Below are 21501 nucleotides of genomic sequence, written 5' to 3' on the forward strand. Positions count from 1 at the left end.
TGCACGCTCGTGAATTCATTCACGAGCGTGCACGAATTGCATGATCACCGCGGGTCAGAGGGCGTCGAGGGCCTTGAGGATGCGCTGTTCCGAGATCGGATAGGCGGTGCCGACGTTCTGGGCGAACAGGCTGAGCCGGAACTCCTCCAGCATCCAGCGGACGGCGTGCACGTCCGCCTCGTGCCGGCGGCTCGGGGGCAGTTCGTCGAGCACCGCGACGTACTCGTCCTGCATGGCGCGTACCCGGTCCATGCGGCCGCGGTCGGCGTTGACGTTCTCGGGAGCCTTGGCGAGCCGGTGGGCGATCCCGCGCAGGTAGCGCACCAGATCGGGCAGCCGCGAGGCCCCCACCTCGGCCACGAAACCGTTGTGGATCAACGCCTTCGTCTGGTCGCGGACGTCGGTCAGCATCGGCAGCAGCGGCAGCGACTTCGTGCCGGCCACCGCCCGGTCGACCTCGCGCCAGGCGGTCAGCACCCGCGCCACGATCCGGACGACGTCCAGCCCGGCCTGATCGAGACCACCGTGGACGGCGGCCAGCAGCGCGGCGAACGCCTCACCGTCCCAGGCCGGGCCGCCGTGCCGGGTCACCAGGTCGTCGATCGCCGTGTCCAGGCAATCGGTGAGCAGTGCTGCGGTGTTCGGGTAGGGGCTCGCGGCGAGCGCCAGCCGATCCGCCTGCGGCAGAACGTAGTCGACCTGCCCCTGCAGCCGCGCCAGCGGGTTGGCCAGGTTCTCGATCAGCAACCGTCGGGTGCCGGCCCGCATCGCCGCCGCCTGCTCGGCCGCGGTCGGCAGCACCCGGACGGCGGCGCCGTCGCCCTCGTCGACCAGCGCCGGGAACCCCGACACCGTGCGGCCGCCCGCCTCGCGCTCGACGGTGCGCGGCAGCTCGCCGACGTCCCACGTGGTCAGCCGGGACCGTTCGACCCCGGCACCGGCGATCGCGGCAACGGCGGCTTTCACTTTCTGCCGCAACCGATTCTGCAATTCCGGCAGGTCCTTGCCCTCGGCGAGCACCGTGGGCTCGGCGCCCTGGTCGCCCTCGGCCAGCACGCGGAACGTCATCCGCAGGTGCGCGGGAACCTTGTCGAGGTCCCAGGCGTGGGGCGGGATCACGAGGCCGGCGCGGCGTCCGAGGTCGTGCTCCAGCGCGGCGAGCAACGACCCTTCGGGCGGCTCTGCGGCGGGCGCGATGGCCGACAACGCGGCTCGCGCAGTGTCGGGGGCGGGCACGAAGTTGGTGCGGATCGCCTTGGGCAGACTGCGGATCAGCGCGGTGACCAGCTCCTCGCGCAGCCCGGGCACCTGCCAACTGAACGGCTCCGCATCCAGGCCTGCCAACAGCTGCACCGGCACGTGGACGGTCACCCCGTCGCTCGCCGTCCCGGGTTCGAACTGGTAGCTCAGCGTCAGGACGCCACCCTCGACGCTCCAGTGGTTCGGGTAGTCGGCCGCGTGAACCGCGGCGGCATCGTCACTGACCAGCAGGTCTTCGGTGAACGTGAGCAGCTCGGGCTCGGTGCGCCGGGCCTTCTTCCACCAGGCGTCGAAGTGGCGCCCCGAGGTGACGTCGGCCGGGATCCGGGTGTCGTAGAAGGCGAACAGTGTCTCGTCGTCCACCAGGATGTCGCGTCGCCGCGCTCGGTGCTCGAGGTCCTCGACGTCGTCGAGCAGCTCGCGATTGGCGTGGAAGAACCGGTGGTGGGTGCGCCAGTCGCCCTCGACCAGGGCGTGCCGGATGAACAGCTCCCGGGAGAGCTCGGGGTCGATCCGCGAGTACCCGACCAGTCGCTGGCTGACGATCGGGACGCCGTACAGCGTCACCTTCTCGTACGCCATCGCCGCCGAGCGTTTGCTCGACCAGTGTGGCTCGCTGTAGGTGCGCTTGATCAGGTGCGCCGCCAGGGGTTCGACCCACTCGGGCTGGATCGCCGCGACGTCGCGGCCCCACAGCCTGCTGGTCTCGACCAGCTCGCCGGCCATCACCCAGCCGGGCGGTTTGCGTGCCAGCGCCGACCCCGGCCAGATCAGGAACTTCGCCCCGCGCGCCCCGGTGAACTCGTGGCGGCCCGACCGGCCGCCGGTGTCACTGCGCTCCTCACGCACCCCGAGGTGCGAGAGCAACCCGGCGAGCAGACTGCGGTGGACGGCGTCCGGGTCGGCGGCCGCCCCCTCACTGCCCTCGCTGCCCTCACCACCTTCGCTGCGTCGCGGCACCGTGATGCCCACGCCTCGGGCGATCTGGCGCAACTGACCGACCAGGTCCTGCCACTCCCGCACCCGCAGGTAGCCGAGGAACTCGCGTCGGCACATCCGGCGGAACTGGTTGGACGACAGGGCATCGGCCTGCTCACGCAGGTAGTTCCACAGGTTCAGGTAGGTCAGGAAGTCCGAGGTCGGGTCGGCGAACCGGCGATGCGACTCATCCGCTGCCTGCTGCGCCTCCTGGGGTCGTTCCCGCGGGTCCTGGATCGACAACGCCGCAGCGATCACGATCACCTCGTGCACGCACCCGTTGCGATCAGCTTCGAGGATCATGCGGGCCAGACGCGGGTCGACCGGCAACTGGGCCACGCGTCGTCCGAGGTCGGTCAGCCGTTGACCACCGCCGTCGCGCGGTTCGAGCGCGTGCAGCTCGGTGAGCAACGCGACGCCGTCGGCCACCGAGCGCTTGTCCGGTGCATCGACAAACGGGAAGGCGGCGACATCGCCCAGCCCGATCGCGGCCATCTGCAGGATCACCGAGGCCAGGTTGGTACGCAGGATCTCGGGATCGGTGAACGCCGGCCGCGAGGCGTAGTCCTCTTCGCTGTAGAGCCGGATGCAGATGCCCTCGGCCACCCGGCCACAGCGTCCCGCGCGTTGATTCGCCGAGGCCTGCGAGATGGCCTCGATCGGGAGCCGTTGCACCTTGGTGCGAAAGCTGTATCGCGAGATCCGCGCCGTCCCGGGGTCGACCACGAAGCGGATCCCCGGCACCGTCAGTGAGGTCTCGGCGACATTGGTCGCCAGGACGACGCGGCGCAGGATTCCCTGCGGTCGGGCGGCGAACACCCGGTGCTGTTCGGCATTCGACAGCCGGGCGTACAGCGGCACGATCTCGGTGTGCCGCCAGCGCTTGACCACCGTGGCGGCCAGAGCGTCGGCGGTGTCACGGATCTCGCGTTCGCCCGACAGGAAGACGAGCACATCACCCTCGCGCTCGCGCCACAGTTCGTCGACCGCGGCGCAGATGGCGTCCGTGGTGTCCTGCTGCTCCTCGGCGGCACCGGCCGCCTCGACCGGTCGGTAGCGCACCTCGACCGGGTAGGTGCGTCCCGAGACCTCCAGCACCGGAACGGGTTCGGCCCCCGGCAGGGTGAAGTGGTCGGCGAAGCGCTGCGGGTCGATGGTGGCCGAGGTGATGATGACCTTCAGATCCGGACGGCGCGGCAGCAGGCGGCGCAGGTAGCCCAGGATGAAGTCGATGTTCAGGCTGCGCTCGTGCGCCTCGTCGATGATCAGGGTGTCGTAGCGGCGCAGCAGCTTGTCGCGCTGCAACTCCGTCAGCAGGATGCCGTCGGTCATCAGCTTGATGCTGGTCGCGGGCGAGATGCGGTCGGTGAACCGCACCTGGTAGCCCACGGCGTCCCCGAGGTCGACGCCCAGCTCATCGGCGATGCGTTCGGCCACCGTGCGGGCCGCCAGTCGACGGGGTTGGGTGTGGCCGATCATGCCCGTGATGCCGCGGCCGAGTTCGAGGCAGATCTTCGGCAGCTGCGTGGTCTTGCCCGAACCGGTCTCGCCGGCGACCACGATCACCTGGTGATCCCGGATCGCGGCGGCGATCTGCTCACGGGCCGCGCTGATGGGCAGTTCCTCCGGAAACCGGATCACCGCCGGGACGGCCTGGCGCCGCGCCTCGACGTACTGCTGCCTCACCGGGTCAGCATAGGCGAGCAGATCGTCCGCACCCTGATCCTGATACCCCCACGGGTATCATCGGAGCATGGATCACACGGTCACTCAGGCGGGTGGTCCCGCCTCGGCCCCGACCTCCTCGACGGCACCACCTCACGGGTTGCCGTACCTGCCGGTCACCCTGTTCGCCTCGGTGATGGGTATCGGCGGGCTCAGCCTGGCCTGGCGCCGCGCGGCCCGGGTCTGGCAGGTGCCCGCCTGGCCGGCGGAGTCCCTGTTCTGGTTGGCCTCGGCCGCTTTCGTGGTCGTGGCGATCGCCTATGTGGCCAAGTGGGTCCGGTACCCGGCCGCCGCGCGCGCCGAGCTGCGTCACCCGATCCGGATGGCCTTCGTCCCGACCATCACGATCGCCCTGCTCATCCTGGCCACGGCCGGTCAAGACCTGGTGCCGCAGCTCGCGCGGGTGGCCTGGTGGGTCGGCGCCGTGGGCCACCTGGCCCTCACCATCGCCGTCCTCAGTGCCTGGTTCGGCCGGCCCGACATCGGCCTGACCCAGGTGACGCCGGCCTGGTTCATCCCGATCGTCGGCAACGTGGTCACGCCCCTGGCCGCCCCGGCGCTCGGCTCGATCGACCTGGCCTGGTTCGCCTTTGGGGTCGGACTGGTGTTCTGGATCGCTCTCCTACCACTCCTGCTGGTGCGCGTACTGGTGCACAGCGACCCGCTCCCGCAGAAGCTGCTGCCCACGCTGGCGATCTTCGCCGCCCCGCCCGCGGTGGCCGGTCTGTCGTGGGGGGTGTTGACCGGGGGGTCGGGTGAGCCCTCGGCCGACCCGATCGGCATGATCCTGTATTCCGCCACGATCATGTTCGTGCTGCTGGTGCTCGCCCAGGTCGGTCGGCTGCGTCGCCTGCCCTTCGCCATGCCGTGGTGGGCCTACACCTTCCCCAGTGCGGCGGCGGCCGCCTCGGCGATCGCCATGGCCAGCACCCGCCCGGCCTTGGTCTTCGACGTGGTCGCCGTGCTGTTGCTCGCCCTGGCCACGGTGGTGGTCGCCGGCGTCACCGCTGCCACTGTCGTGGCGGCACTGCAGAGGCGGATCTGCCTGCCCGAGTGACCGCCACGGTGATCACAGCCCGAATCGGGTGATCACTGTGCTCGGGTTGGCGTCACGGTGACCAGGTTGGACTCACTGATGTTCTGGCACATCAGGACATCAGTGGCCCACCGGCGCAACAGAGCCGCGTCGTGGCCGCTCGGCCGCGCGACAAAACGTGCACGGATTGCATGATCACCGAGGGTGTCACTTCGCGGTGATGTCGACCAGCCTCAGTGCCAGGGTCGGGCAGGCCTTGACCGCCTTCTTGGCGTGATCCAGGGCGGCGCCACGCAACGGCTTGCCGTCGATGATCGGGTACCCCCACTCGTCGAGGGTGATCCGTTCGGGCACCAGCTCGGCGCACAACTTGTGGCCCTTGCAGGCGGGCCAGTCCACCCGCAACCGCTTGCCCCGGCGCACTCGACGGGCCGGTGCCCCGGTGATGTCGCCGGGCAGCGGAATGGCCCCGGTGGCCTCGATCAGCGGGATCATCACGGTCTGCGGGCCGGTGGCGTCGGCAGGAGGATTGCGGGAGGTCACAACGTCACCATGCCCTGCTCGGCCCGAGGGGCAGCTGAAGGGTTGGGCGGGGCGAACGAGGCCCCGCTCTGATGCCCGCACGGGCCGACGAGGTGCATGGCCACCTCGTCGGGGTAGGCCCGCAGCAGGGAGCGGACCAGGCGCACCGTCCCGTCCGGGTGGGTGCAGGCACCGCGACCCGGTAGCAACCCGATGAGTTGCTCGATGCGGGACAACACGTTCTGCCCGGCCGACCCGTCCGCCAGGGCGACGCAGGCCTCGGCCAAGGCCGGCAAACCGTTGAAACACGGTCCGCAGCGGCGGGCGGTCTGCCCGGCGAGATAGACCACCACCTGTGCGGTGAGCTCGACCGGGCAGGCCTCGCGCCGCACCGGCAGGATCACCCCGGCACCGAGCGAGGTGCCGGCAGCCTTCAGGTCCGCGCGACTCACCAGACGATCGGCGACCATCTGCGGAGTCATCCAGGTGCCGTGGTACCCGCCGATCACCACCGGCGCGTCGAGGTCGTAGCCGCAGCGCGACAGCACCTCCCGCATCGGGGTGCCGAAGGGCACCTCCAGCACGACCCCGGTGACGCCGTCCCCGCCCACGGTGAGCAGCGACGTCCCGGGCTCGTCGCGGGTGCCGAGCCGGCCGTACTCGCGGGCGCCCAGCATGCACAGCGCAGCCACCTGAGCGTAGGTCTCGGCGTTCGACAGCAGCGTGGGCCTGCCGCGCAGGCCACTGATCGCCTCGGGTTCCCAGGCTGTGACCGGCAGGTTCTCGCGACCCGAGACCAACTCCAGGACGGCGCGGGCCTGCCCGCCGACGAAGCCGGCCGAGGTCTCGACGATCACGAACTCGATGCCGCCGTCGTGCTCGGCGATCGCCGCCTCGATGGCCGGTCGGATCGCCGGCCGCTCGCCAGGGATGATCAGGTGGACGCTCGCGACGTCGAGGGCACGGGCCACCACGGTGGCGCCGTCCAGCACCAGGTGCGGCACGGTGAGCAGCAGCGTGCTGTCCTTGGCGCTGCCCGGCTCACCCTCGGCCGCGTTGACCACCATGGTGCGCTTCTTGTTCGCCGAGATCGCGGTGGCGAGCTTGCGGGAGAACGGGAACCCGGCGCCGCCGCGTCCGGCGACCTGGCCGTCGCGGGTCAGATCGACGAGTTGCTGGGCGCCCAGCGTGGGGCAGGGTCCCCACCGGCGCCGATGGGCGGCGAGGCCGGGTGCGTCGGCGACCCCGGACAGCAGTCGCGGCCCGACCACGACGGAGATGTCGCCGGCCAGGGCTGCGGGGACGGCCAGGTACCCGGTCATGGCAGGTTCGCCAGGGCTTCGTCGGCATGCCGCGTGCGGCGGCGCGCCTCGTGGAACCAGGTACCGAGGCGCACCAGGCCCGCCACGGCCACCGCCGCGACGCAGGCGAAGGTCACCGCCCGGCTCCACGGGGTGTCGGCGTCGGTACCGATCAGCAGGCCGTGCAGCACACCGGCACCCCAGCTGAGGTAGCTGAGCAGGTGCAGTGCACGCCAGAACCGGTGGGACATCCGGGCTCGGATCAGACTGGTGATCGTGATCACCACGAGCAGGTCGAAGCCCAGTGCGCCGAGGGCCATGGGCAGCCGTTCCTTGGCGACGAAGCTGCCACCGAACGGGACGGCGGCCTGGTACCAGACGAGGTCGGTGAAGTCGTCGAGGACGGGGGTGGCCACGTGCGCGAACAACATGATCATGCTGAGCAGGGAGATGTTCCGGTGCAGGCCCTGGGTGGCGAACCGGGGCCACCGCGAGGTGCCTGCGCGTGCGGTGGCCAGCACCCCGAGCACCGTCGAGACGGTGAGCAGGGCCACCAGCACCACACCGGTGCCTCGGTTGGCGAACCACATCACCATTCAGTCTTGCCCTTCAGCGGGAGAATCCGGCCACCCACCCAGGGTACGTACCGAACCGTCCTGCGAGACCAGTCGGGCCGAGAAGCCCCGATCGGTCAACCACCGATCGGCTCGTTCCCCCAAGACCAGCGACGCCGTGCTGGCGGCGTTCGCCGCCAGGCACGTGCCCGCTCGCACCGTCACGGTACGCCAGGTGCGCAGCACCGGCAGCCCCGTGGCCGGGTCGAGCACGTGATGGACGGCGCGGCCATGGTGGGTCCAGGTGCGGTGCACCGTGGTGGAGGTGGCCACGCCCCCCTCGGTGAGGGTGAACGTCTCGACCACCTCACCCCCGGGGCGCTCGCTCAGGCTCACCGGCCACCGGTGGCGGGTGTCACCGGATCGACCGACTGCCACGTCACCGCCGAGGCTGAGGATGCAGTCGTGGCCCTGGTCGGCGAGCGCCGTGGAGATCACATCGGCGGCGAACGCCTTGCCGGTGGCGCCGAGATCGAGTGCCACACCATCAGGCACCCTCAGCCGGCCGGCCGGGTCGGTTTGTACCTCGCGCCAGCCGCCGGACCGGCCCGGCATCGGTGGTAGGTCGGCCGGCCCGGGGGCGTCGCCGCTCGCGCGTTCGCGGACGGCGTCCAGGTCGCGGTCGTAGCCGAGGGCGATCAGAGCCCGCCCGAGTGTGGGGTCGACCAGGCCCTCGGTCGTGGCGGCGACGTCGAGGGCGGCATCCACGGCTTCGACGAGCAGCGGAGAGACGTCCACCCACTCACCGGCGGCCCGATTGGCCCGCATCAGATCGGAGTCGTCGCGGAACCGGCTGCAGGTGCGGTCGACCTCGTCGAGCAGGTGCTCGGCCACCGCGCGGGCTTCGGTGAGCCGGTCACCGTCGGCGATGCCGAGAAAGACGTAGGTGCCCAGCGCCCGCCAGTCGGTCGATCGGTAGCTCACCGGGTGCATCTGCGCAGTATGCGCCGTCACGACCCGCTGGTGGGTACCGGGTCCGGCTGTTGTTGCGCCGGCGGCTCGGGTGCCTGTGTCTGGGTCTCCGGCGGCGGTTCCGGCGCCTGAGTCGTGGTCTTGGTCGCCGTCTTGGTCGCCGTCTTGGTGGTGGCCTTCGTGACGCGGGGCTTGGTGGTGGTGGTCTTGGTCGCCGACAGCTTGCGGCTCGTGCTGGTCGTCTTCGGCGCCACGGTGGGCGTGGTGTACACGTGGGTGGTCGTGCCGGCGGGTTTCGCAGCGCGTGGCGCTGCGGCGAGCTGATTGGCGGTCGACTGCTGAGCGACCAGGGCGGCTGCTGCCTTCTGCGCTGCCTTCTGTGCCTGCTTGTGCTGCGTCTCGGCCTGGGCGAGTGCCATTGCCGCCGCCGTGGCGGCCACCGCGCCGACGGTGATCCCCCCTGTCATCACCGTGATCGCCCTGCGAGCGCGATCACGATCACCGATCGTCACGTGAACCATGGTCGCCAGCATCCGACATCCGGAGTGAAAACTCTGTCAGTCGGGAGTCAAGAGGTCCTCAAAGGACGACCGATCAGCTGACCTGACCTGGGCGACATTGTGCCGGAGGCCCACTTCGCCCGGTTCGGGGTCGTCGGCCCACGTTCCCGGCGACCGCCGAAGGGCTGGCCGGGGCTGTCACGGTTGGTGACGGAGATCACGGCGAGCCGCGGTGAAGGCTGCCTCGGTACTTGAGGGTCTGTTGACCACGTGACGAGGCGTCGATGACCGTTTTCGCCCCACTCTGGAGGAATGGATCGCCTCGCCGCCTGTCCCGGGACCTCAGGTCGCGGCGCGCCCGAGGACGACCCGTACCAAGGCGCCACCGAGACGCGACTGGCCCAGCTCGAGCCAGCCACCGGAGGCCATCGCCGCGCGTCGGGCGATGTCCAGGCCCAGGCCGGTCGACCCGGCGCCGGAACTCCCGCGGGAGACGATGTCGCCCGCGGGCAGGCCCGGCCCGCCGTCCTCGACGGTCAACACGATGGCGCCGTCCGCCCGAGGCACCACCCACACCTCGATCGGGACGCCGTCGTCGGTGTGTGCGAACACGTTGTCCAGCAAGACGTCGACCACGTCCGACAGGTCGTTGGCGCTCACCTTGGCCCGCAGTGGGCGTTCGGGCACCGCGGTCCGCAGCGGCCGATCCTGCTCCTCGGCCAGCGCCGACCAGAAGGCGACCCGCTCGCGCACCACCTTGGCGGCATCGCACGAGCCCGTGGCGTCCGCCCGGGTCGGACGGCGGGCATCGTGGACGATCGCGTCCACCGTGCGTTCCAGCTGGGTGATGTGGGTGCGCAGGCGCTCGCTGACGTCCGGGTCGGTGATCATCTCGGTGTCCAGCCGCAGCGCCGTCACCGGCGTGCGCAGGCGGTGCGACAGGTCGGCCACGGCGTCCCGTTCGGCACTGAGCAGCCGGCCCACCCGTTCGGCCAGCCGGTTCAGCGCCTTGGCCAGGGTGACCACCTCGGGCATGCCGGCCTCGGTGACCCGCACGTCGAGACTCCCCTCGCGCATCGCGTCCGCGGCCTGGGCCACCTCCTGGATCGGCTCGGTCACCCGTCGGGCCAACCGATCGGCTGCCAGGGCGGCGGCGGCCATCAGCACGATCGCCAAGGCGCCGATGACCAGGGTCCGGCGCAACACGCCGGCGTTGCGCACGTCGTTCGAGACCGCGTCACGCACCACGTAGCTGCTCTGGCCCACGACCAGCACCCGATAGCTGATCAGGGCGCCGTCCTGGGTGCGGTTGAACGGGTTACGGACCCGGATCGCCTGGCTCACCCCGGCGTCGTCTCGCACCTGCACGCCGAGCGCCCGCCCGTCCGGCAGATAGAGCGTGGTGCTGGTGCCGACGGGCTGGTGCTGCTTCAGGTAGGAGTCCACGGCGGCCGGCAGCGCAGCGGCGTCCGTCGAACCGACCAGGTAGAGCACCTCGAGCTGACGCTGGATGGACCCGGTCAGCACCTGCTGGTCTGCCAGTGCGCGCAGCAGGAAGGTCATCGGCACCAGGAAGGCGACGACGACAGCTGATGTGGTGGCAGCGACGAGAAAGGTCAGGCGGCGACGCAACGATGCTCGCTTCAGCTGCCGTCGGGCGCGGCCAGGCGTACCCCGACGCCACGGGTGCTGTGCAGGTAGCGCGGCTCGGCCGCGGTCTCACCGAGCTTGCGGCGCAACCACGACAGGTGAACGTCGACGGTGCGGTCCCCGCCGCCGTAGGGCTGCCGCCAGACCTCGGCGAGCAGTTCGCGCTTGCTGACCACCTCTCCGGCACGCTGGGCCAACGCGTACAGCAGATCGAACTCTTTACGGGACAGCTCCAGCGGTCGGCTCTCGAGGGTGGCCGACCGGGTCCGCGGGTCGACCACGAGGTCGCCGACGGTCAGTGGTCCCTCGGCGCGCTGCCCGGCGCTGCGGCGCAGGACGGCGCGGATGCGCGCCTCGAGGTGGTCGGCGCCGAACGGTTTGGCGACGTAGTCGTCGGCCCCGGCGTCCAGCGCCTTGACGATGTCGGCGTCGTCGTCACGGGCGGTGACCACGATCACCGGGACCTCGCTGACCGCACGCATCATCGTCAGCACCTGGACGCCGTCCACATCGGGCAGTCCCAGATCGAGCAGCACCACGTCAGGGCGCTCGTCGATCACCGCCTGGAGCCCAGGCAAACCCGCCGGTTGCCACGTCACGGCATGCCCACGTTCGGTCAGTGCGCGGGTCAGCGCGGAGCGGATTCCGGCGTCGTCCTCCACCAGCAGGATCACGGCCACGCTCAGGACGGTATCCCCTGCTGGTGGGGTTTGGGCAATGCGCGAGGCTCACCGACTGTTGCGCGACCCCTGACGGGGGAGTGGGGAGCGGGATGAGCCGACACGAGATCATGGACTCGAGGCAGCCCGCGGGACGGCGTCGGGATCGGCGTCCGCGTCGTTCGGCGGGGCATCGCGCGGGGGTGAACCCCTCGACCCGGCGCAACCTCCTCGTGGGGGCGGCGATCTGGTTGGCCGCTGTTGCCGGCACGGCGAGCCTGGCCACCTGGGCCATCAGCTCGGCCGGGGCACCGATCAGTGCGGTCGGCGTGTCGCAACCCGAGGACTCGGTGCTGCTGCCCACCCGGGTGACCTCACCCGAGCCGGCCGCCGGCTCGGCCACGATGGGGTCGAAGCCCGCGACCACCCTGGTCAGAGCTCCGGACGGCGCCACCTCCGACCGGGTGTCGGAGGTGACCGAGGGCAGCGAGGGCAGCGCCCGCCCCGGAACCGCCTCGCGCTCGACGACCTCTGCCGCGACGTCGAGGACTCCCGCCGGGCTCGGTTCCACCCCAGTTGTCGCACCCACACCCGTGGCCTCGACCGCCCCTGTGGCGACCACGACCCGGCCGAGCAGCGGGCCGACCTCCCCGCGGCCCTCGGCCACCACCTCGCCCTCCGTCCCGTCGGCCGGCTCACCCACCCCGACGCCAACCAGCAGCACCACCCCGACCGGCCCCCCGACATCGTCGGCGTCGGCGTCCGGGCCGAGCCCCCGGCCCTCGCGGCGACGCTGACGACCACCCGATGAGCTGACGATCACCCGATGATCAGTGCTGGTGGATCACGATCCGACCCCCAGGGCGACCGGTCGGCGAATGCCGGCCACCAGCTCGAGCATCAGCCGGCTGGGTTCGATCCCCAGTGCGCGCTGCGACAACTCACGGAAGCGGGCGAACTGACCCAGGGCGGCGGCGATGTTCCCCTCGGTGAGGTGGATCTGCATCAGTCGGCGATGAGCGCTCTCGCGTAATGGATCGGCCTGGACGGCGGCGGCCGCGAGTTCCAGGGCCGTGGTCAGGTCGCCCTGGGTGAGGCAGGCGGCGGCCCAGGCGTCGAGTGCCCTGAGTCGCAACTGGCCGAGAACCTCGCGTTCGGTGATCACCCAGTCGTCGTTCCACTCTGGTAGCACCGGGCCGCCGAGGGGTCCCCCCGGGAGCAGGTCCAGGGCACTGTCCGAGGTGACCTGACCAGCGGCCGGGTCGGAGTTGTTCGGGCCGCCGGTGCCGGTGGCGCGGCGTGAGGCCCGCACCAGGTGACGGAACTCCGTGACGTCGGTGTGGACTCCGTCGGCGAGCCGGATCTCCTGCGCGCCGGTGATCAGCCCCGGGAGCACCCGTTGCGCGGTGTGTACCGCGGCCCGCAGGCTGGCGCGCGCGCGGTCCTCGGTGACCTCCGGCCAGAGCAGGCCGCAGGCCATCGAGCGGGCCAGCGGGCCCCGCAGGGCCAGGACCGCGATCAGTCGACGGCAGCGACCGGGGACATCCAGCCGGTGCCCGTCCACCTCGACCTCCAGGGCGTCGAACACGCGCACCCGCACCACGCCGGCCTCGGGCGTGAATCGGGAGTCGGGTGCGGAACGGGATCTGCGGTCGCTGTCCATGCGAGCCCCCCCAGGCGATGCAGCCGAGCAGCCGAGCTACCGAGCGACTGTTCCTCAGCAAGAGTGAGTCGGGCCACCCGCTGAGAAATACAGCCTGGGGTGACTCTCTCGTCACACCCCGGTCACACCTGGGTCACGCCAGGCCGACGATCACCCGTATTTCCTGGCCCCTTCAACGCATCTCTGACTGGGAGGGGAGGTGACACACATGTCCATGGACATCACCTTCGCGGAGCTCGACGCGCAGGCCGTCGAACTGCTTCCGGAGCGCGCGGCACTGGGCGGTTGGGGCTCGAAGTGGGCGAACGTCTACGCGTCGAACTCGGCGCTGGCGCTCAACGCCGGCTCGTACCACTCGCTGGCGCACGCGGCTGCCGGGCAGTACATCCTCGTCAGCCAGTGAGCTGTGACCCACACCCCGACCGCTGTCGTGGCTCGGCCGGTCCATCGGGCCTGCCCGGCCGCGGCCGGGGTGAGGTGCACCGATCCTCCTCGAGAGGAGGGAAGGAATGTTCCAGCACCCTGTCGGCCCAGTGGCCGACCTCGGCCCGACCGACGTCGATGTGGCGGCGGTCGAGTTGCTGCCGCGTCGCGATGCGCTCGCGTTGATCAACGTCACGACCGTGGTCCCGATCAACATCGCGATCGCCGTCAACGCGGCGACCATCGGCAGCACCGCTGCGGCGCACGCCCTGCAGGGAGTCGGGGTCGTCCGGTAGCGACTCGCGCCGCACCATTCGGTCGCCGCCCTCGGTGCCGTCCCTTCACGACGCCGGGGCGGCGACCTTCTCGACCGCCGGCCCGACCTAGGAGGCACGGGATGAGCCAGCCCATGACGCTGCCCGCCCCGGCATGGGGCTCGACGGTGATCGAGCGTGTGCCGGGCACGCGGCTGCTGGGCCGCTACGAGGGTGGCGGGTACGTCGAGGACAGGTTCCTGGTGATGCGTCCCGACGGGCAGCCGGTGCTGCTCGACCGGCTGCCCTACCTGGTGGTGCGCTACGCCGACGGCTCGGCAGCGGCGACCGACGTGGCCGAGCGGGTCAGTCGCGAGTACGGCCGTCGATTGAGCGTGGACCTGTTGGCCCGGTTGGTTCGTGACCGGCTGGCACCGGCCGGGTTGGTGCTGCCTCCCACCGGTTCCACGGGGTACGTCGAGGACGCCTCCGGAACTCGCGCTGGAGAGATCACCCCGGCCGTCGCCCGGGAACCGGCCGCCGGGCGCCGCTCGCGGCCCGAGCAGCCTCTGCTGTCGGTGACCCTGGGGCAGACCTTCCTGCCGGCCTTCGTGGTGCGCCGCGTGGCAACGGCCCTGGCGCCGCTGTTCCACCCGGCCGCCGTGGCCGCCGTCCTGGCCGCGTTCGCCGCGGCGGACCTGTGGCTGGTGCGGCACGCTCTCGGCGCGACGAGCCAGGGCATCGATCGGACGGCGGCGCTGCTCGCCGATCCGGCCGACCTGCTCGCCGTGCTGGGTCTGGTGGCGATCTCGACACTGATCCACGAGTTCGGCCATGCCGCCGGGTGCCGGTACGGCGGTGGACGTCCCGGATCCATCGGGGCCGGCCTGTACCTGTGGTTCGTCGTGTTCTGGACCGACGTCACCGATGCCTATCGCCTCGATCGCCCGGGTCGGCTGCGCACCGATCTGGGTGGCATCTACTTCAACGCCGTGTTCGTCGCCCTGGCCACCCCGGTGTATGCCCTGACCGGTTGGCTACCCCTCGCGGTGGCCGTGGCGCTCACGAACGTGCTTGCGCTGCAACAGCTCTTGCCGATCATTCGGATGGACGGGTACTACATCCTGGGCGACCTGACCGGCGTCCCCAACCTGTTCGGGGTCTTGCGGCCGACCCTGCTCTCGCTGATCCCCGGTCGTGCGCCCGACCCTCGGGTCACCGCTCTGCGCCCCGGGGTGCGGCGGCTGGTCGTGGTGTGGTCGCTGGTGACCACGATCGCGCTGGGCACCTCACTGGTGCTGCTGGTCACCGGCGCCCCGCGGCTGATCGCCGAGACCTGGTCGCAGATCGTCGGTCTCTGGGCCGCGGCGCGCAGCTCCGGAAGCTGGGCGACCCGGGTCTATGCCGGCACCGCGATCACCCTGTTGAGCCTGCCGTTCATCGGATTCGCCGCCCTGGTCGCCCGCGGCGTCCGCCAGGCCTGGCACCGCCGGCGGCCGACGTCGCGCCCGGCCGCGACTCTCGAGGAGGACCCCGTGACCGATGTCGTTGCCCGACCGCCCGAGCGGGCCCGGCCCAGCGCCGCCGACTTCACCGAGGAGCTGATCCTGCGCCACCGGCGGCAGGTGCCCCGCAGCGGGTGGCGCCGTCAGGTGTTCCTCGCCACGGGCGGCATGGTGCATCCCGGACCCAGCGCTGCCGAACGCCGTGAGGCAGAGCTGATCAGCCGGCTGCGCACCCGCCTGGACTCGCCGCGCCGCATCGTGGTGCTGAGCCGCAAGGGGGGTGCCGGCAAGACCACCACCACGCTCATGCTCGGTCACACCCTGGCCATCCACCGCGGTGACCGGGTGGTGGCGCTGGATGCCAATCCGGATGCGGGATCACTGCCCTATCGCGTGGAACGCGAATCCACCGCCACGGTGACCTCGTTGCTGGCGGATGTCGAACGGCTCACGAGCTATGCCCAGTTGCGGGCGCACACCTCGCAGGCGCCGAGTCGGTTGGAGATCGTGGCCTCGGACGACGACCCCAAGATCACTCATGCGCTGGGGCAGGCAGATTACGCCCGGGTCATCAGAGCACTGGAACAGCACTACATGATCCTCTTGATGGACACCGGCACCGGCATCCTGGACGACGCCACACAGGGATTGCTGCGTGAGGCCGATCAGATCCTGGTGGTGATGCCCCCGGCGCTGGACGGCGCCCGGGTGGCTGCCTCGACGCTGGACTGGTTGGAGGAGCACGGATACCGCACGCTGGTGCGGGGTGCGGTCGCCGTCATCAACGGCGTCCGGTCCGAGAACGGACTGGTGCAGCTGGACGCCGTGGAGGAACACTTCCGCGCCCGATGCGCGGGGGTGGTGCAGATCCCGTGGGATCGAGCGCTGGAGGCCGGGGCGCGCACCGCACTGGAGGACCTGCGACCCGCCACCCGCAAGGCCTATCTCGAACTCGGCGCGGTGGTCGCCGAGGGATTCGCCCAACCAGCCGGCGGTGCCCGATGACCGGGCGGGCCGGGCGGCGTCCCCGGAGCTCGGCGACCGCCGCAGCCGTGATCGGCGGGCTGGGTGTGGCACTGTTACCGGGCCTGCTCGGGCTCGTCCCGGCGCATGCGGTTCTCGCCGAGGAGGTTCCCCGCACACGCGTCGCGACCACCTCGACGGTGAAGGTCACGCGGGACGGACAGCGGGCGGCCCACCTGTCGTTCCGGGTGCGCGCCGCCAACGAGGCCGGGGTCGAGGTGACGAACCAGGCGTGGGCTCGCGCGGCGTGCCGCGGGTGCCGTGCCGTGGCGATCTCGGTACAGGTGATCGTCGAGGGACACGTCCCGAATCTGACCGGGCCGGCTCAGCCTGACCGGCCGCCCGTGGTGATCGCGCGCAACATCGCTCTGGCCGAGGATGTACCCCGCGGGGTACGCCGTCAGGTCACCGGCTCCGGGGGCCGCGCCGCCGGCTGCGCCGACTGCAACGCGATGGCCATCGCCTATCAGTTCGTGGTGGTGGGAAAGCACCGGCTCAGGCTCACCCCCGCGGCGCGTTCCCGGTTGGCGACCATCGAGCGCCAGATGCGGGCCGAGGCCATCTGGAGTGTCTCGCACGGGGTTTCGAACGGTCTGCTCCAGGCTCGGATGGATCGTTACTCGCGCCAGATCCTGTCGGTGCTGGCCACCGGCGTCGTCCTCTGGCCCCACTGATGGACAGCGCCGACGAACCCACGGTGGCGCTGCTGGTGGTCCGAGCCTGGCGTGAGGTGCCCGAGGGGACCGACGATGGACTGCGTGCTCGGATCTGGAGCAGCATCCAGTTGCCGGAGCAGCCCCTGCAGATGACCGTGGTGGCCTCCGCCGACGCCCTCGACGAGGCGGTGAGCCAGTGGATCGACCAGGTGCGCCACGGTTGAGCCTGCTCGGTGGGTGGCGGCTCGTGCTGCCGGACCGACACCGTGATCCGGTGCCGCCGGCGATGCAACGGCTGGTGGCGCTGCTCGCCCTGCGGGGCCGCTGCGATCGCCGCCAGGTGGCGCGCAGTCTGTTCCCCGGTCGGCCGGACGACGCCGCGGCGGCACGGCTGCGGGACACCCTGTCACGGCTACGGCATCGGCATTCCCGGCTGGCCGAACTCATCGGCGGCGAACCCGAACTGGCTCTGGTCGCGACGTTGCAGGTCGACCTGCTCGACCTGGACCTCGTGCTCGGGCAGTGCGTTCGAGGGGAGGTTGCCGCGCTGGAGGCGCTGGAACGGGTTGCCCCGACGCCGCTCGAACTGGACCTGCTGCCGGGTTGGTACGACGAATGGGTGTGTGAGGAGCGAGAATTCCTGCGCAGCAAGGTATCTCGGGCTCTCTGTCGCCACAGCGGGCTACGGCTGCGGGCCGGGGACATCCCGGGTGCCCTGGCCAGTGCCGAGTGGGCAGGGCGGCTGGACCCGTTCGACGAGGTCGCCGCTCGGTGGCAGATCAGGGCACACCTGAGCGCCGGCGACGAGGCGCTGGCGGTGCGGCGCTATGTCGGGCTGCGCGAACTCCTGCGCCGGGAACTCTCGGTCGAGCCCGAGCCGGCCACGGCCGCCCTGGTGCCGGCGGTGCTCAGCCCCGGACGGTGGTGAATCGGTTGTTCCCCGAGACCGTGCTGGTCGCGACCGCCGTACCGTCGGTGACGAGCTGCAACTGAATCGGGGCCGAGCCGCTGACCTTGGTGACCCGGGCAGCCCGGGTGCCCCGGGTGTCGCTGATCGTCGCATTGCCGCAGCCGTCGTGGCGATTGCCGTCGACCACGAGGATCCAGCAGGTCGTTGCCGCCGTGCTGACCACGATGCTGGAGGTACTCGACCGGCGCTCGCCGCCGAAACCGCCGTCGACGACGCCCGAGTCGTCCGAGGTGTCGACGGTCTGGTTCTGGCGCACGGTGACGGTTCCGCCGCCTCGCTGCGTCACCCGGACGGTCGACCTGGACCCGGACGTCGAGCCGGATCCTGCCGCGGCGTCCAGTGACTTGGCGCGAGCGGCGGCCTCCCCGGTGCGGAACGGGTCGTTGCCGAACTCGGTGCGGTCGATGGGCTTGCAGGCGGCCAGCAGCGTCAACGCCGCCGCGGTGATGGTCACTGCGATGACGCGCCTGATGCGGGCGGGGAAGTGCCCTGTCATCGTCATCCCGTCGATTCGTCGTGGCTCAGAGCTCATCGGGTGGTGGTCACACAGCGGCGTCGTTGGTAGCGAGCCGCAGTCGCAGATCACGGTAACCATCACGGTTCGTCGGCGCACCCCGCCACGCGGAGCAACATCCGGTTCCGCTCTGCCCCGAATCCGGCCCGCGCGCGGGCCGGGCGTCGTCACGCCCGGTTACGGCGCCCTGTGCTGCCGCCTGGGCGTCAGAATGGCCACATGACGTCCGTCTCCTCCTCCGAGGCCGCCGCGCACCCGGCTGACCCGGCTCACCCCGCTCACCCCGCTCACCCCGCCAGGGTCTTGCGGGCCGAGCCGCTCGCCGGCAGACTCGATCTGCTGGCCGAACCTGTCGCGATCGCCCTCGCGCCCGGGGGCGGCGCGGCGGCGGTGGCCGGCACCGTCCGGGTGTTCGCCATCGATCCGGAGCTGGCCGACACCGCGGCGTTGTGTGCCGCCTTCGACCTGCCGCTGGACACCGCCGCCAACTGCGTCATCGTGGCCGGCACCCGCGCCGGGGTCACCCGGTATGCCGCGTGTGTCGCCCTGGCCACCACGCGGGTCGATGTCAACGGGTTGGTCCGCCGCCGGTTGGACGCCCGCCGAGCCTCGTTCGCCCCCATGGACGACGCGGTGCGCCGCAGCGGCATGGAGTACGGCGGCATCAACCCGATCGGACTGCCCGCCGAGTGGGCGCTGTGGATCGACACCGCCGTGGCCGCGACCCCCGAGGTGATCATCGGGTCGGGGGTGCGCCACTCCAAGCTGCTGCTGCCCGGAGCCGCGCTGGGTCGACTTCCCGGCGCCGAGGTGGTCACCGACCTGGCTCGCCCCGTCTGAGCGGTGGCGTGCGCGACGGGTCAGTCGGTCCAGAGATACTCCACCTCGGGGCGTCCGGCGCGTACCGGCCGCTGCCGCCGGAGCACCCGGCCCGCCTCCACCAGGTACTCGGCGTAGCGTCGGGCGGTCACTCGGCTGACGCCGAGGTCGACGGCGAGTTCCCCGGCCGACCGGCCACCACCGGCTCCCTGCCCGCGCCGCCCCCGGAGCACCTGACAGACGCGGCCGAGCACCTCCTGGCTCATCCCCTTGGGCAGCGCCTCGTCCCGTGAGCGGCGTCGGGTGAGCAGCCGGTCGATCTGCTCCTGGGTGTCGGCCGAACCGCCGGCCACGGCGTCCAGGTAGACGCGGTAGTCGGCGAGCCGGTCGCGCAGGGTCGCGAACGTGAACGGTTTGAGGATGTACTGCACCACCCCGAGGGACGTCGCCGAGCGCACCACCGTGAGGTCGCGCGCCGAGGTCACCGCGATCACGTCGGCCCGGTGGCCCGCGGCGCGCAGGGCCCGCACGATGTCGAGCCCGTGACCGTCGGGCAGGTGCAGGTCGAGCAGCACCAGATCGACCGGGGTCGCCCGCAGCACCTGGAGCGCCTCGCGGACCGTCGCGGCCGAGGCCGCCGCGCGGAACCCGTCGACCCGATCGACGTACACCGCATGTGCACGCCGGGCGACGGGCTCGTCCTCGACCACCAGGACGGCGAGTTCGGTGCCGGACATGCTCACCCCCCGCTCGGTTCGAAGCCCTCGCTCTCGTGCCACGGCAGCCGGACGACGAACCGTGCTCCGGGCGGGCCGCTGTGAGTGATGGTCCCACCGAGTCGTTCCACCGTCTGGGCGACCAGCGCCAGGCCGACCCCGCGTCGTCCGAGCGGGCCGGGTGACTTGGTCGAGAACCCGCGCACGAAGGCCGCCTGCCGGATCGCCTCGGGCACGCCGGGGCCGCTGTCGGCAACTGTCAGTTCGGCCACGGGCACCTGGCCGGCCGGCTCGTCGATGCGGGCCGCGATGCTGACCCGGCGCGGCGTCGGCGCAGCCGAGACGGCGTCGAAGGCGTTGTCGATGAGATTGCCGGCGATGGTCACCACGTCGCGCGCGCCCGCGACGCCGGCCGGCCAGCGGGAGGCCTGCTCGACGATGAACTCGATGCCCCGCTCGGCCGCCTGGGCGGACTTGCCGAGCAACAACGCACTGAGGGCAGGCTCCTCCACTGCGCTGATGACCTGATCGGTGAACCGTTGCGCCAGATCGAGTTCCTCGGTGGCGAAGGCGACCGCCTGGTCGGTCTCGCCCAGGTCGATGAGCGAGACGATGGTGTGCAGGCGGTTGGCCGCCTCGTGGGCCTGGGCGTGCAGTGCATCGGCCAGGCTGCGGGCCTGGTCGAGTTCGCCGGTCAGGTGCTCCAGATCGGTGCGGTCGCGCAGGGTGGCCACGGCGCCGAGCGGCCGCCCACGCCAGGTGGCGGGAGCCGTGTTGACCACCAAGACGCGCTGGGCCGTCACATGCACCTCGTCGGAGCGGGGGGCCGTGTCGGTGAGTGCGGCCACGAGGGCCGGTGCCAGATCGAGGTCGGCGAGTGGGCGATCGGTGACCGGCGTCGTCAGGCCGAGCAGCCGGACCGCCTCGTCGTTGACCAGCCGCACCCGGCCCTCGCGGTCGGTGAGCACCAGTCCCTCGGTCACCGCGTGCAGCACGGCGTCGTAGTACTCGATCATCTCCTGCAGCTGCCGCGCGCCCAGCCCGCGGGTCTGGCGCCGAACCCGCCGCGCGACCAGCGCCGTCCCGGCCCCGGCGAGCAGGGCCGCCAGGACGGCGGCCAACCCCAGCGCCGGAAGCTGACCGCGCAGGCGTTCGCTCACCTGGGATTTCACGATCCCGACCGAGACCAGGCCGATCACCGTGCGCCGGGCGATCACCGGCACCACCGCGCGGCGCGAGGGGCCCAGGCTGCCGGTGTAGTCCTCCACCACGGAGCCCCCGGCCAGGGCCTGATCGATGTGTCCGGAGAACTGCCCGCCGATCAGGGCCGGGTTCGGGTGGCTGTAACGGAGGCCACGCGGGTTCATCACCACGACGAAGTCGGTGCCCGTGCTCTGGCGCACCGACTCGGCCAAGGGCTGTAGGCGGGGTGAGGGGTCCGGCTGCTGCAACGCCTCGATCACCCGCGCGTCGACGGCCACGGCCCGCGCCACCGCCAGCACCTGGGCCGAGGCCTCGCGTGAACCCGCCTTCTGGGCCTGGACGTACGCCCCGCCCAACCCGGCGATCACGACCGTCACGGCCACCGAGGCCTGCAGCACCAGGGTCTGGGTGGCCAGGCTCCACCGCGCCGGCCGCGCGAGCAGCCGCCGCCAGGGCGGGGAGCTCGGGCGTATCGCCGGCGCCGACATCAGGTCGCCGGTGCCGTCGCGCTGCGTCGACTCGAGTCGACGCTGAACTCAATGAACACAACCGTGACGATATCCACCGGGCGTCGCAGGCTCTTTGTCACGGTCCTCAG

Annotated in this window: 21 protein-coding genes; 9 read left to right on the forward strand and 12 right to left on the reverse strand. The window is 71.5% G+C overall.

What is annotated here, in order from left to right:
* Positions 1–54 precede the first annotated feature (54 nt).
* Entirely contained in the window at positions 55–3945 is a 3891-nt protein-coding gene (gene hrpA / locus IPK24_03050; GenBank protein ID MBK8074549.1) for an ATP-dependent RNA helicase HrpA, read from the reverse strand.
* A 46-nt stretch (positions 3946–3991) separates the two neighbouring features.
* Between hrpA and IPK24_03055 the strand changes: the two genes are divergently transcribed.
* Complete coding sequence (locus tag IPK24_03055) at positions 3992–5020, forward strand: SLAC1 anion channel family protein (protein MBK8074550.1); 1029 nt, start codon at positions 3992–3994, stop codon at positions 5018–5020.
* A 186-nt stretch (positions 5021–5206) separates the two neighbouring features.
* Here IPK24_03055 and IPK24_03060 read toward each other — a convergent pair whose 3' ends face one another.
* The 7 genes from IPK24_03060 to IPK24_03090 all read right to left on the reverse strand — a co-directional run bounded on the left by IPK24_03060 (position 5207) and on the right by IPK24_03090 (position 11178).
* On the reverse strand, positions 5207–5494 hold the full coding sequence (locus tag IPK24_03060; protein MBK8074551.1) for a ferredoxin: 288 nt from the start codon (positions 5492–5494) through the stop codon (positions 5207–5209).
* A gap of 44 nt (positions 5495–5538) precedes the next feature.
* Positions 5539–6843, reverse strand: a complete 1305-nt coding sequence (locus tag IPK24_03065; GenBank protein MBK8074552.1) for an NADH-quinone oxidoreductase subunit I — start codon at positions 6841–6843, stop codon at positions 5539–5541.
* Positions 6840–7412 carry a ferric reductase-like transmembrane domain-containing protein gene (locus IPK24_03070; protein MBK8074553.1) on the reverse strand — a complete coding sequence of 191 codons (573 nt, stop codon included), beginning with the start codon at positions 7410–7412 and terminating at the stop codon, positions 6840–6842. Before IPK24_03070 ends, IPK24_03065 begins: the two co-directional genes overlap by 4 nt.
* A 6-nt stretch (positions 7413–7418) precedes the next feature.
* Positions 7419–8360: an FAD:protein FMN transferase gene (locus IPK24_03075; GenBank protein ID MBK8074554.1), complete on the reverse strand. Its 942-nt coding sequence runs from the start codon at positions 8358–8360 to the stop codon at positions 7419–7421.
* Between the two features lie 26 nt (positions 8361–8386).
* Positions 8387–8860 carry a hypothetical protein gene (locus IPK24_03080; GenBank protein MBK8074555.1) on the reverse strand — a complete coding sequence of 158 codons (474 nt, stop codon included), beginning with the start codon at positions 8858–8860 and terminating at the stop codon, positions 8387–8389.
* A 330-nt stretch (positions 8861–9190) separates the two neighbouring features.
* Positions 9191–10480, reverse strand: coding sequence for a HAMP domain-containing histidine kinase (locus IPK24_03085; GenBank protein ID MBK8074556.1), 1290 nt, complete (start codon positions 10478–10480; stop codon positions 9191–9193).
* Positions 10481–10491: 11 nt separating this feature from the next.
* Entirely contained in the window at positions 10492–11178 is a 687-nt protein-coding gene (locus IPK24_03090; protein MBK8074557.1) for a response regulator transcription factor, read from the reverse strand.
* Positions 11179–11360: 182 nt separating this feature from the next.
* On the opposite strand from IPK24_03090, the gene IPK24_03095 reads away from it, so the two are divergent.
* Positions 11361–11954: a hypothetical protein gene (locus IPK24_03095; protein MBK8074558.1), complete on the forward strand. Its 594-nt coding sequence runs from the start codon at positions 11361–11363 to the stop codon at positions 11952–11954.
* 47 nt (positions 11955–12001) lie between these two features.
* On the opposite strand, the gene IPK24_03100 is transcribed toward IPK24_03095, so the two are convergent.
* Positions 12002–12820, reverse strand: coding sequence for an SARP family transcriptional regulator (locus IPK24_03100; protein MBK8074559.1), 819 nt, complete (start codon positions 12818–12820; stop codon positions 12002–12004).
* A gap of 208 nt (positions 12821–13028) precedes the next feature.
* On the opposite strand from IPK24_03100, the gene IPK24_03105 reads away from it, so the two are divergent.
* The 6 genes from IPK24_03105 (at position 13029) to IPK24_03130 (ending at position 17609) form a co-directional block, all read left to right on the forward strand.
* Complete coding sequence (locus IPK24_03105; GenBank protein ID MBK8074560.1) at positions 13029–13223, forward strand: hypothetical protein; 195 nt, start codon at positions 13029–13031, stop codon at positions 13221–13223.
* Between the two features lie 106 nt (positions 13224–13329).
* On the forward strand, positions 13330–13539 hold the full coding sequence (locus IPK24_03110; GenBank protein MBK8074561.1) for a hypothetical protein: 210 nt from the start codon (positions 13330–13332) through the stop codon (positions 13537–13539).
* A gap of 101 nt (positions 13540–13640) precedes the next feature.
* Positions 13641–16007 carry an AAA family ATPase gene (locus IPK24_03115; GenBank protein ID MBK8074562.1) on the forward strand — a complete coding sequence of 789 codons (2367 nt, stop codon included), beginning with the start codon at positions 13641–13643 and terminating at the stop codon, positions 16005–16007.
* Entirely contained in the window at positions 16004–16699 is a 696-nt protein-coding gene (locus IPK24_03120; GenBank protein ID MBK8074563.1) for a hypothetical protein, read from the forward strand. The genes IPK24_03115 and IPK24_03120 overlap by 4 nt, the downstream gene beginning before the upstream one ends.
* Positions 16699–16905 carry a hypothetical protein gene (locus tag IPK24_03125; protein MBK8074564.1) on the forward strand — a complete coding sequence of 69 codons (207 nt, stop codon included), beginning with the start codon at positions 16699–16701 and terminating at the stop codon, positions 16903–16905. Before IPK24_03120 ends, IPK24_03125 begins: the two co-directional genes overlap by 1 nt.
* Positions 16902–17609, forward strand: coding sequence for a hypothetical protein (locus IPK24_03130; protein MBK8074565.1), 708 nt, complete (start codon positions 16902–16904; stop codon positions 17607–17609). Before IPK24_03125 ends, IPK24_03130 begins: the two co-directional genes overlap by 4 nt.
* Here the strand turns inward: IPK24_03130 and IPK24_03135 are convergent.
* The gene (locus tag IPK24_03135) at positions 17590–18105 is read right to left on the reverse strand and encodes a hypothetical protein (protein MBK8074566.1); all 516 of its coding nucleotides are present in this window, start codon (positions 18103–18105) and stop codon (positions 17590–17592) included. The genes IPK24_03130 and IPK24_03135 overlap by 20 nt on opposite strands.
* Before the next feature lie 279 nt (positions 18106–18384).
* On the opposite strand from IPK24_03135, the gene IPK24_03140 reads away from it, so the two are divergent.
* Positions 18385–19005, forward strand: coding sequence for a YbaK/EbsC family protein (locus IPK24_03140; protein ID MBK8074567.1), 621 nt, complete (start codon positions 18385–18387; stop codon positions 19003–19005).
* A 20-nt stretch (positions 19006–19025) separates the two neighbouring features.
* Here the strand turns inward: IPK24_03140 and IPK24_03145 are convergent, their stop codons facing one another.
* On the reverse strand, positions 19026–19721 hold the full coding sequence (locus tag IPK24_03145) for a response regulator (protein ID MBK8074568.1): 696 nt from the start codon (positions 19719–19721) through the stop codon (positions 19026–19028).
* 2 nt (positions 19722–19723) lie between these two features.
* Positions 19724–21391 (reverse strand): sensor histidine kinase, encoded by a 1668-nt coding sequence (locus IPK24_03150; GenBank protein ID MBK8074569.1) that lies wholly within the window; start codon positions 21389–21391, stop codon positions 19724–19726.
* Between the last annotated feature and the right edge of the window lie 110 nt (positions 21392–21501).

The sequence above is a fragment of the Kineosporiaceae bacterium genome (assembly GCA_016713225.1).
Classification (GTDB): domain Bacteria; phylum Actinomycetota; class Actinomycetes; order Actinomycetales; family Kineosporiaceae; genus JADJPO01.

Excerpts from the sequence above, each read along its gene's own strand:
- IPK24_03065 (MBK8074552.1), bottom strand. The coding sequence starts at position 6,843 with ATGACCGGGTACCTGGCCGTCCCCGCAGCCCTGGCCGGCGACATCTCC.
- IPK24_03060 (MBK8074551.1), bottom strand. The coding sequence starts at position 5,494 with ATGATCCCGCTGATCGAGGCCACCGGGGCCATTCCGCTGCCCGGCGAC.
- IPK24_03120 (MBK8074563.1), top strand. The coding sequence starts at position 16,004 with ATGACCGGGCGGGCCGGGCGGCGTCCCCGGAGCTCGGCGACCGCCGCA.
- IPK24_03115 (MBK8074562.1), top strand. The coding sequence starts at position 13,641 with ATGAGCCAGCCCATGACGCTGCCCGCCCCGGCATGGGGCTCGACGGTG.
- IPK24_03110 (MBK8074561.1), top strand. The coding sequence starts at position 13,330 with ATGTTCCAGCACCCTGTCGGCCCAGTGGCCGACCTCGGCCCGACCGAC.
- IPK24_03055 (MBK8074550.1), top strand. The coding sequence starts at position 3,992 with ATGGATCACACGGTCACTCAGGCGGGTGGTCCCGCCTCGGCCCCGACC.
- IPK24_03150 (MBK8074569.1), bottom strand. The coding sequence starts at position 21,391 with ATGTCGGCGCCGGCGATACGCCCGAGCTCCCCGCCCTGGCGGCGGCTG.
- IPK24_03070 (MBK8074553.1), bottom strand. The coding sequence starts at position 7,412 with ATGTGGTTCGCCAACCGAGGCACCGGTGTGGTGCTGGTGGCCCTGCTC.
- IPK24_03100 (MBK8074559.1), bottom strand. The coding sequence starts at position 12,820 with ATGGACAGCGACCGCAGATCCCGTTCCGCACCCGACTCCCGATTCACG.
- IPK24_03145 (MBK8074568.1), bottom strand. The coding sequence starts at position 19,721 with ATGTCCGGCACCGAACTCGCCGTCCTGGTGGTCGAGGACGAGCCCGTC.
- IPK24_03140 (MBK8074567.1), top strand. The coding sequence starts at position 18,385 with ATGACGTCCGTCTCCTCCTCCGAGGCCGCCGCGCACCCGGCTGACCCG.
- IPK24_03125 (MBK8074564.1), top strand. The coding sequence starts at position 16,699 with ATGGACAGCGCCGACGAACCCACGGTGGCGCTGCTGGTGGTCCGAGCC.
- IPK24_03105 (MBK8074560.1), top strand. The coding sequence starts at position 13,029 with ATGTCCATGGACATCACCTTCGCGGAGCTCGACGCGCAGGCCGTCGAA.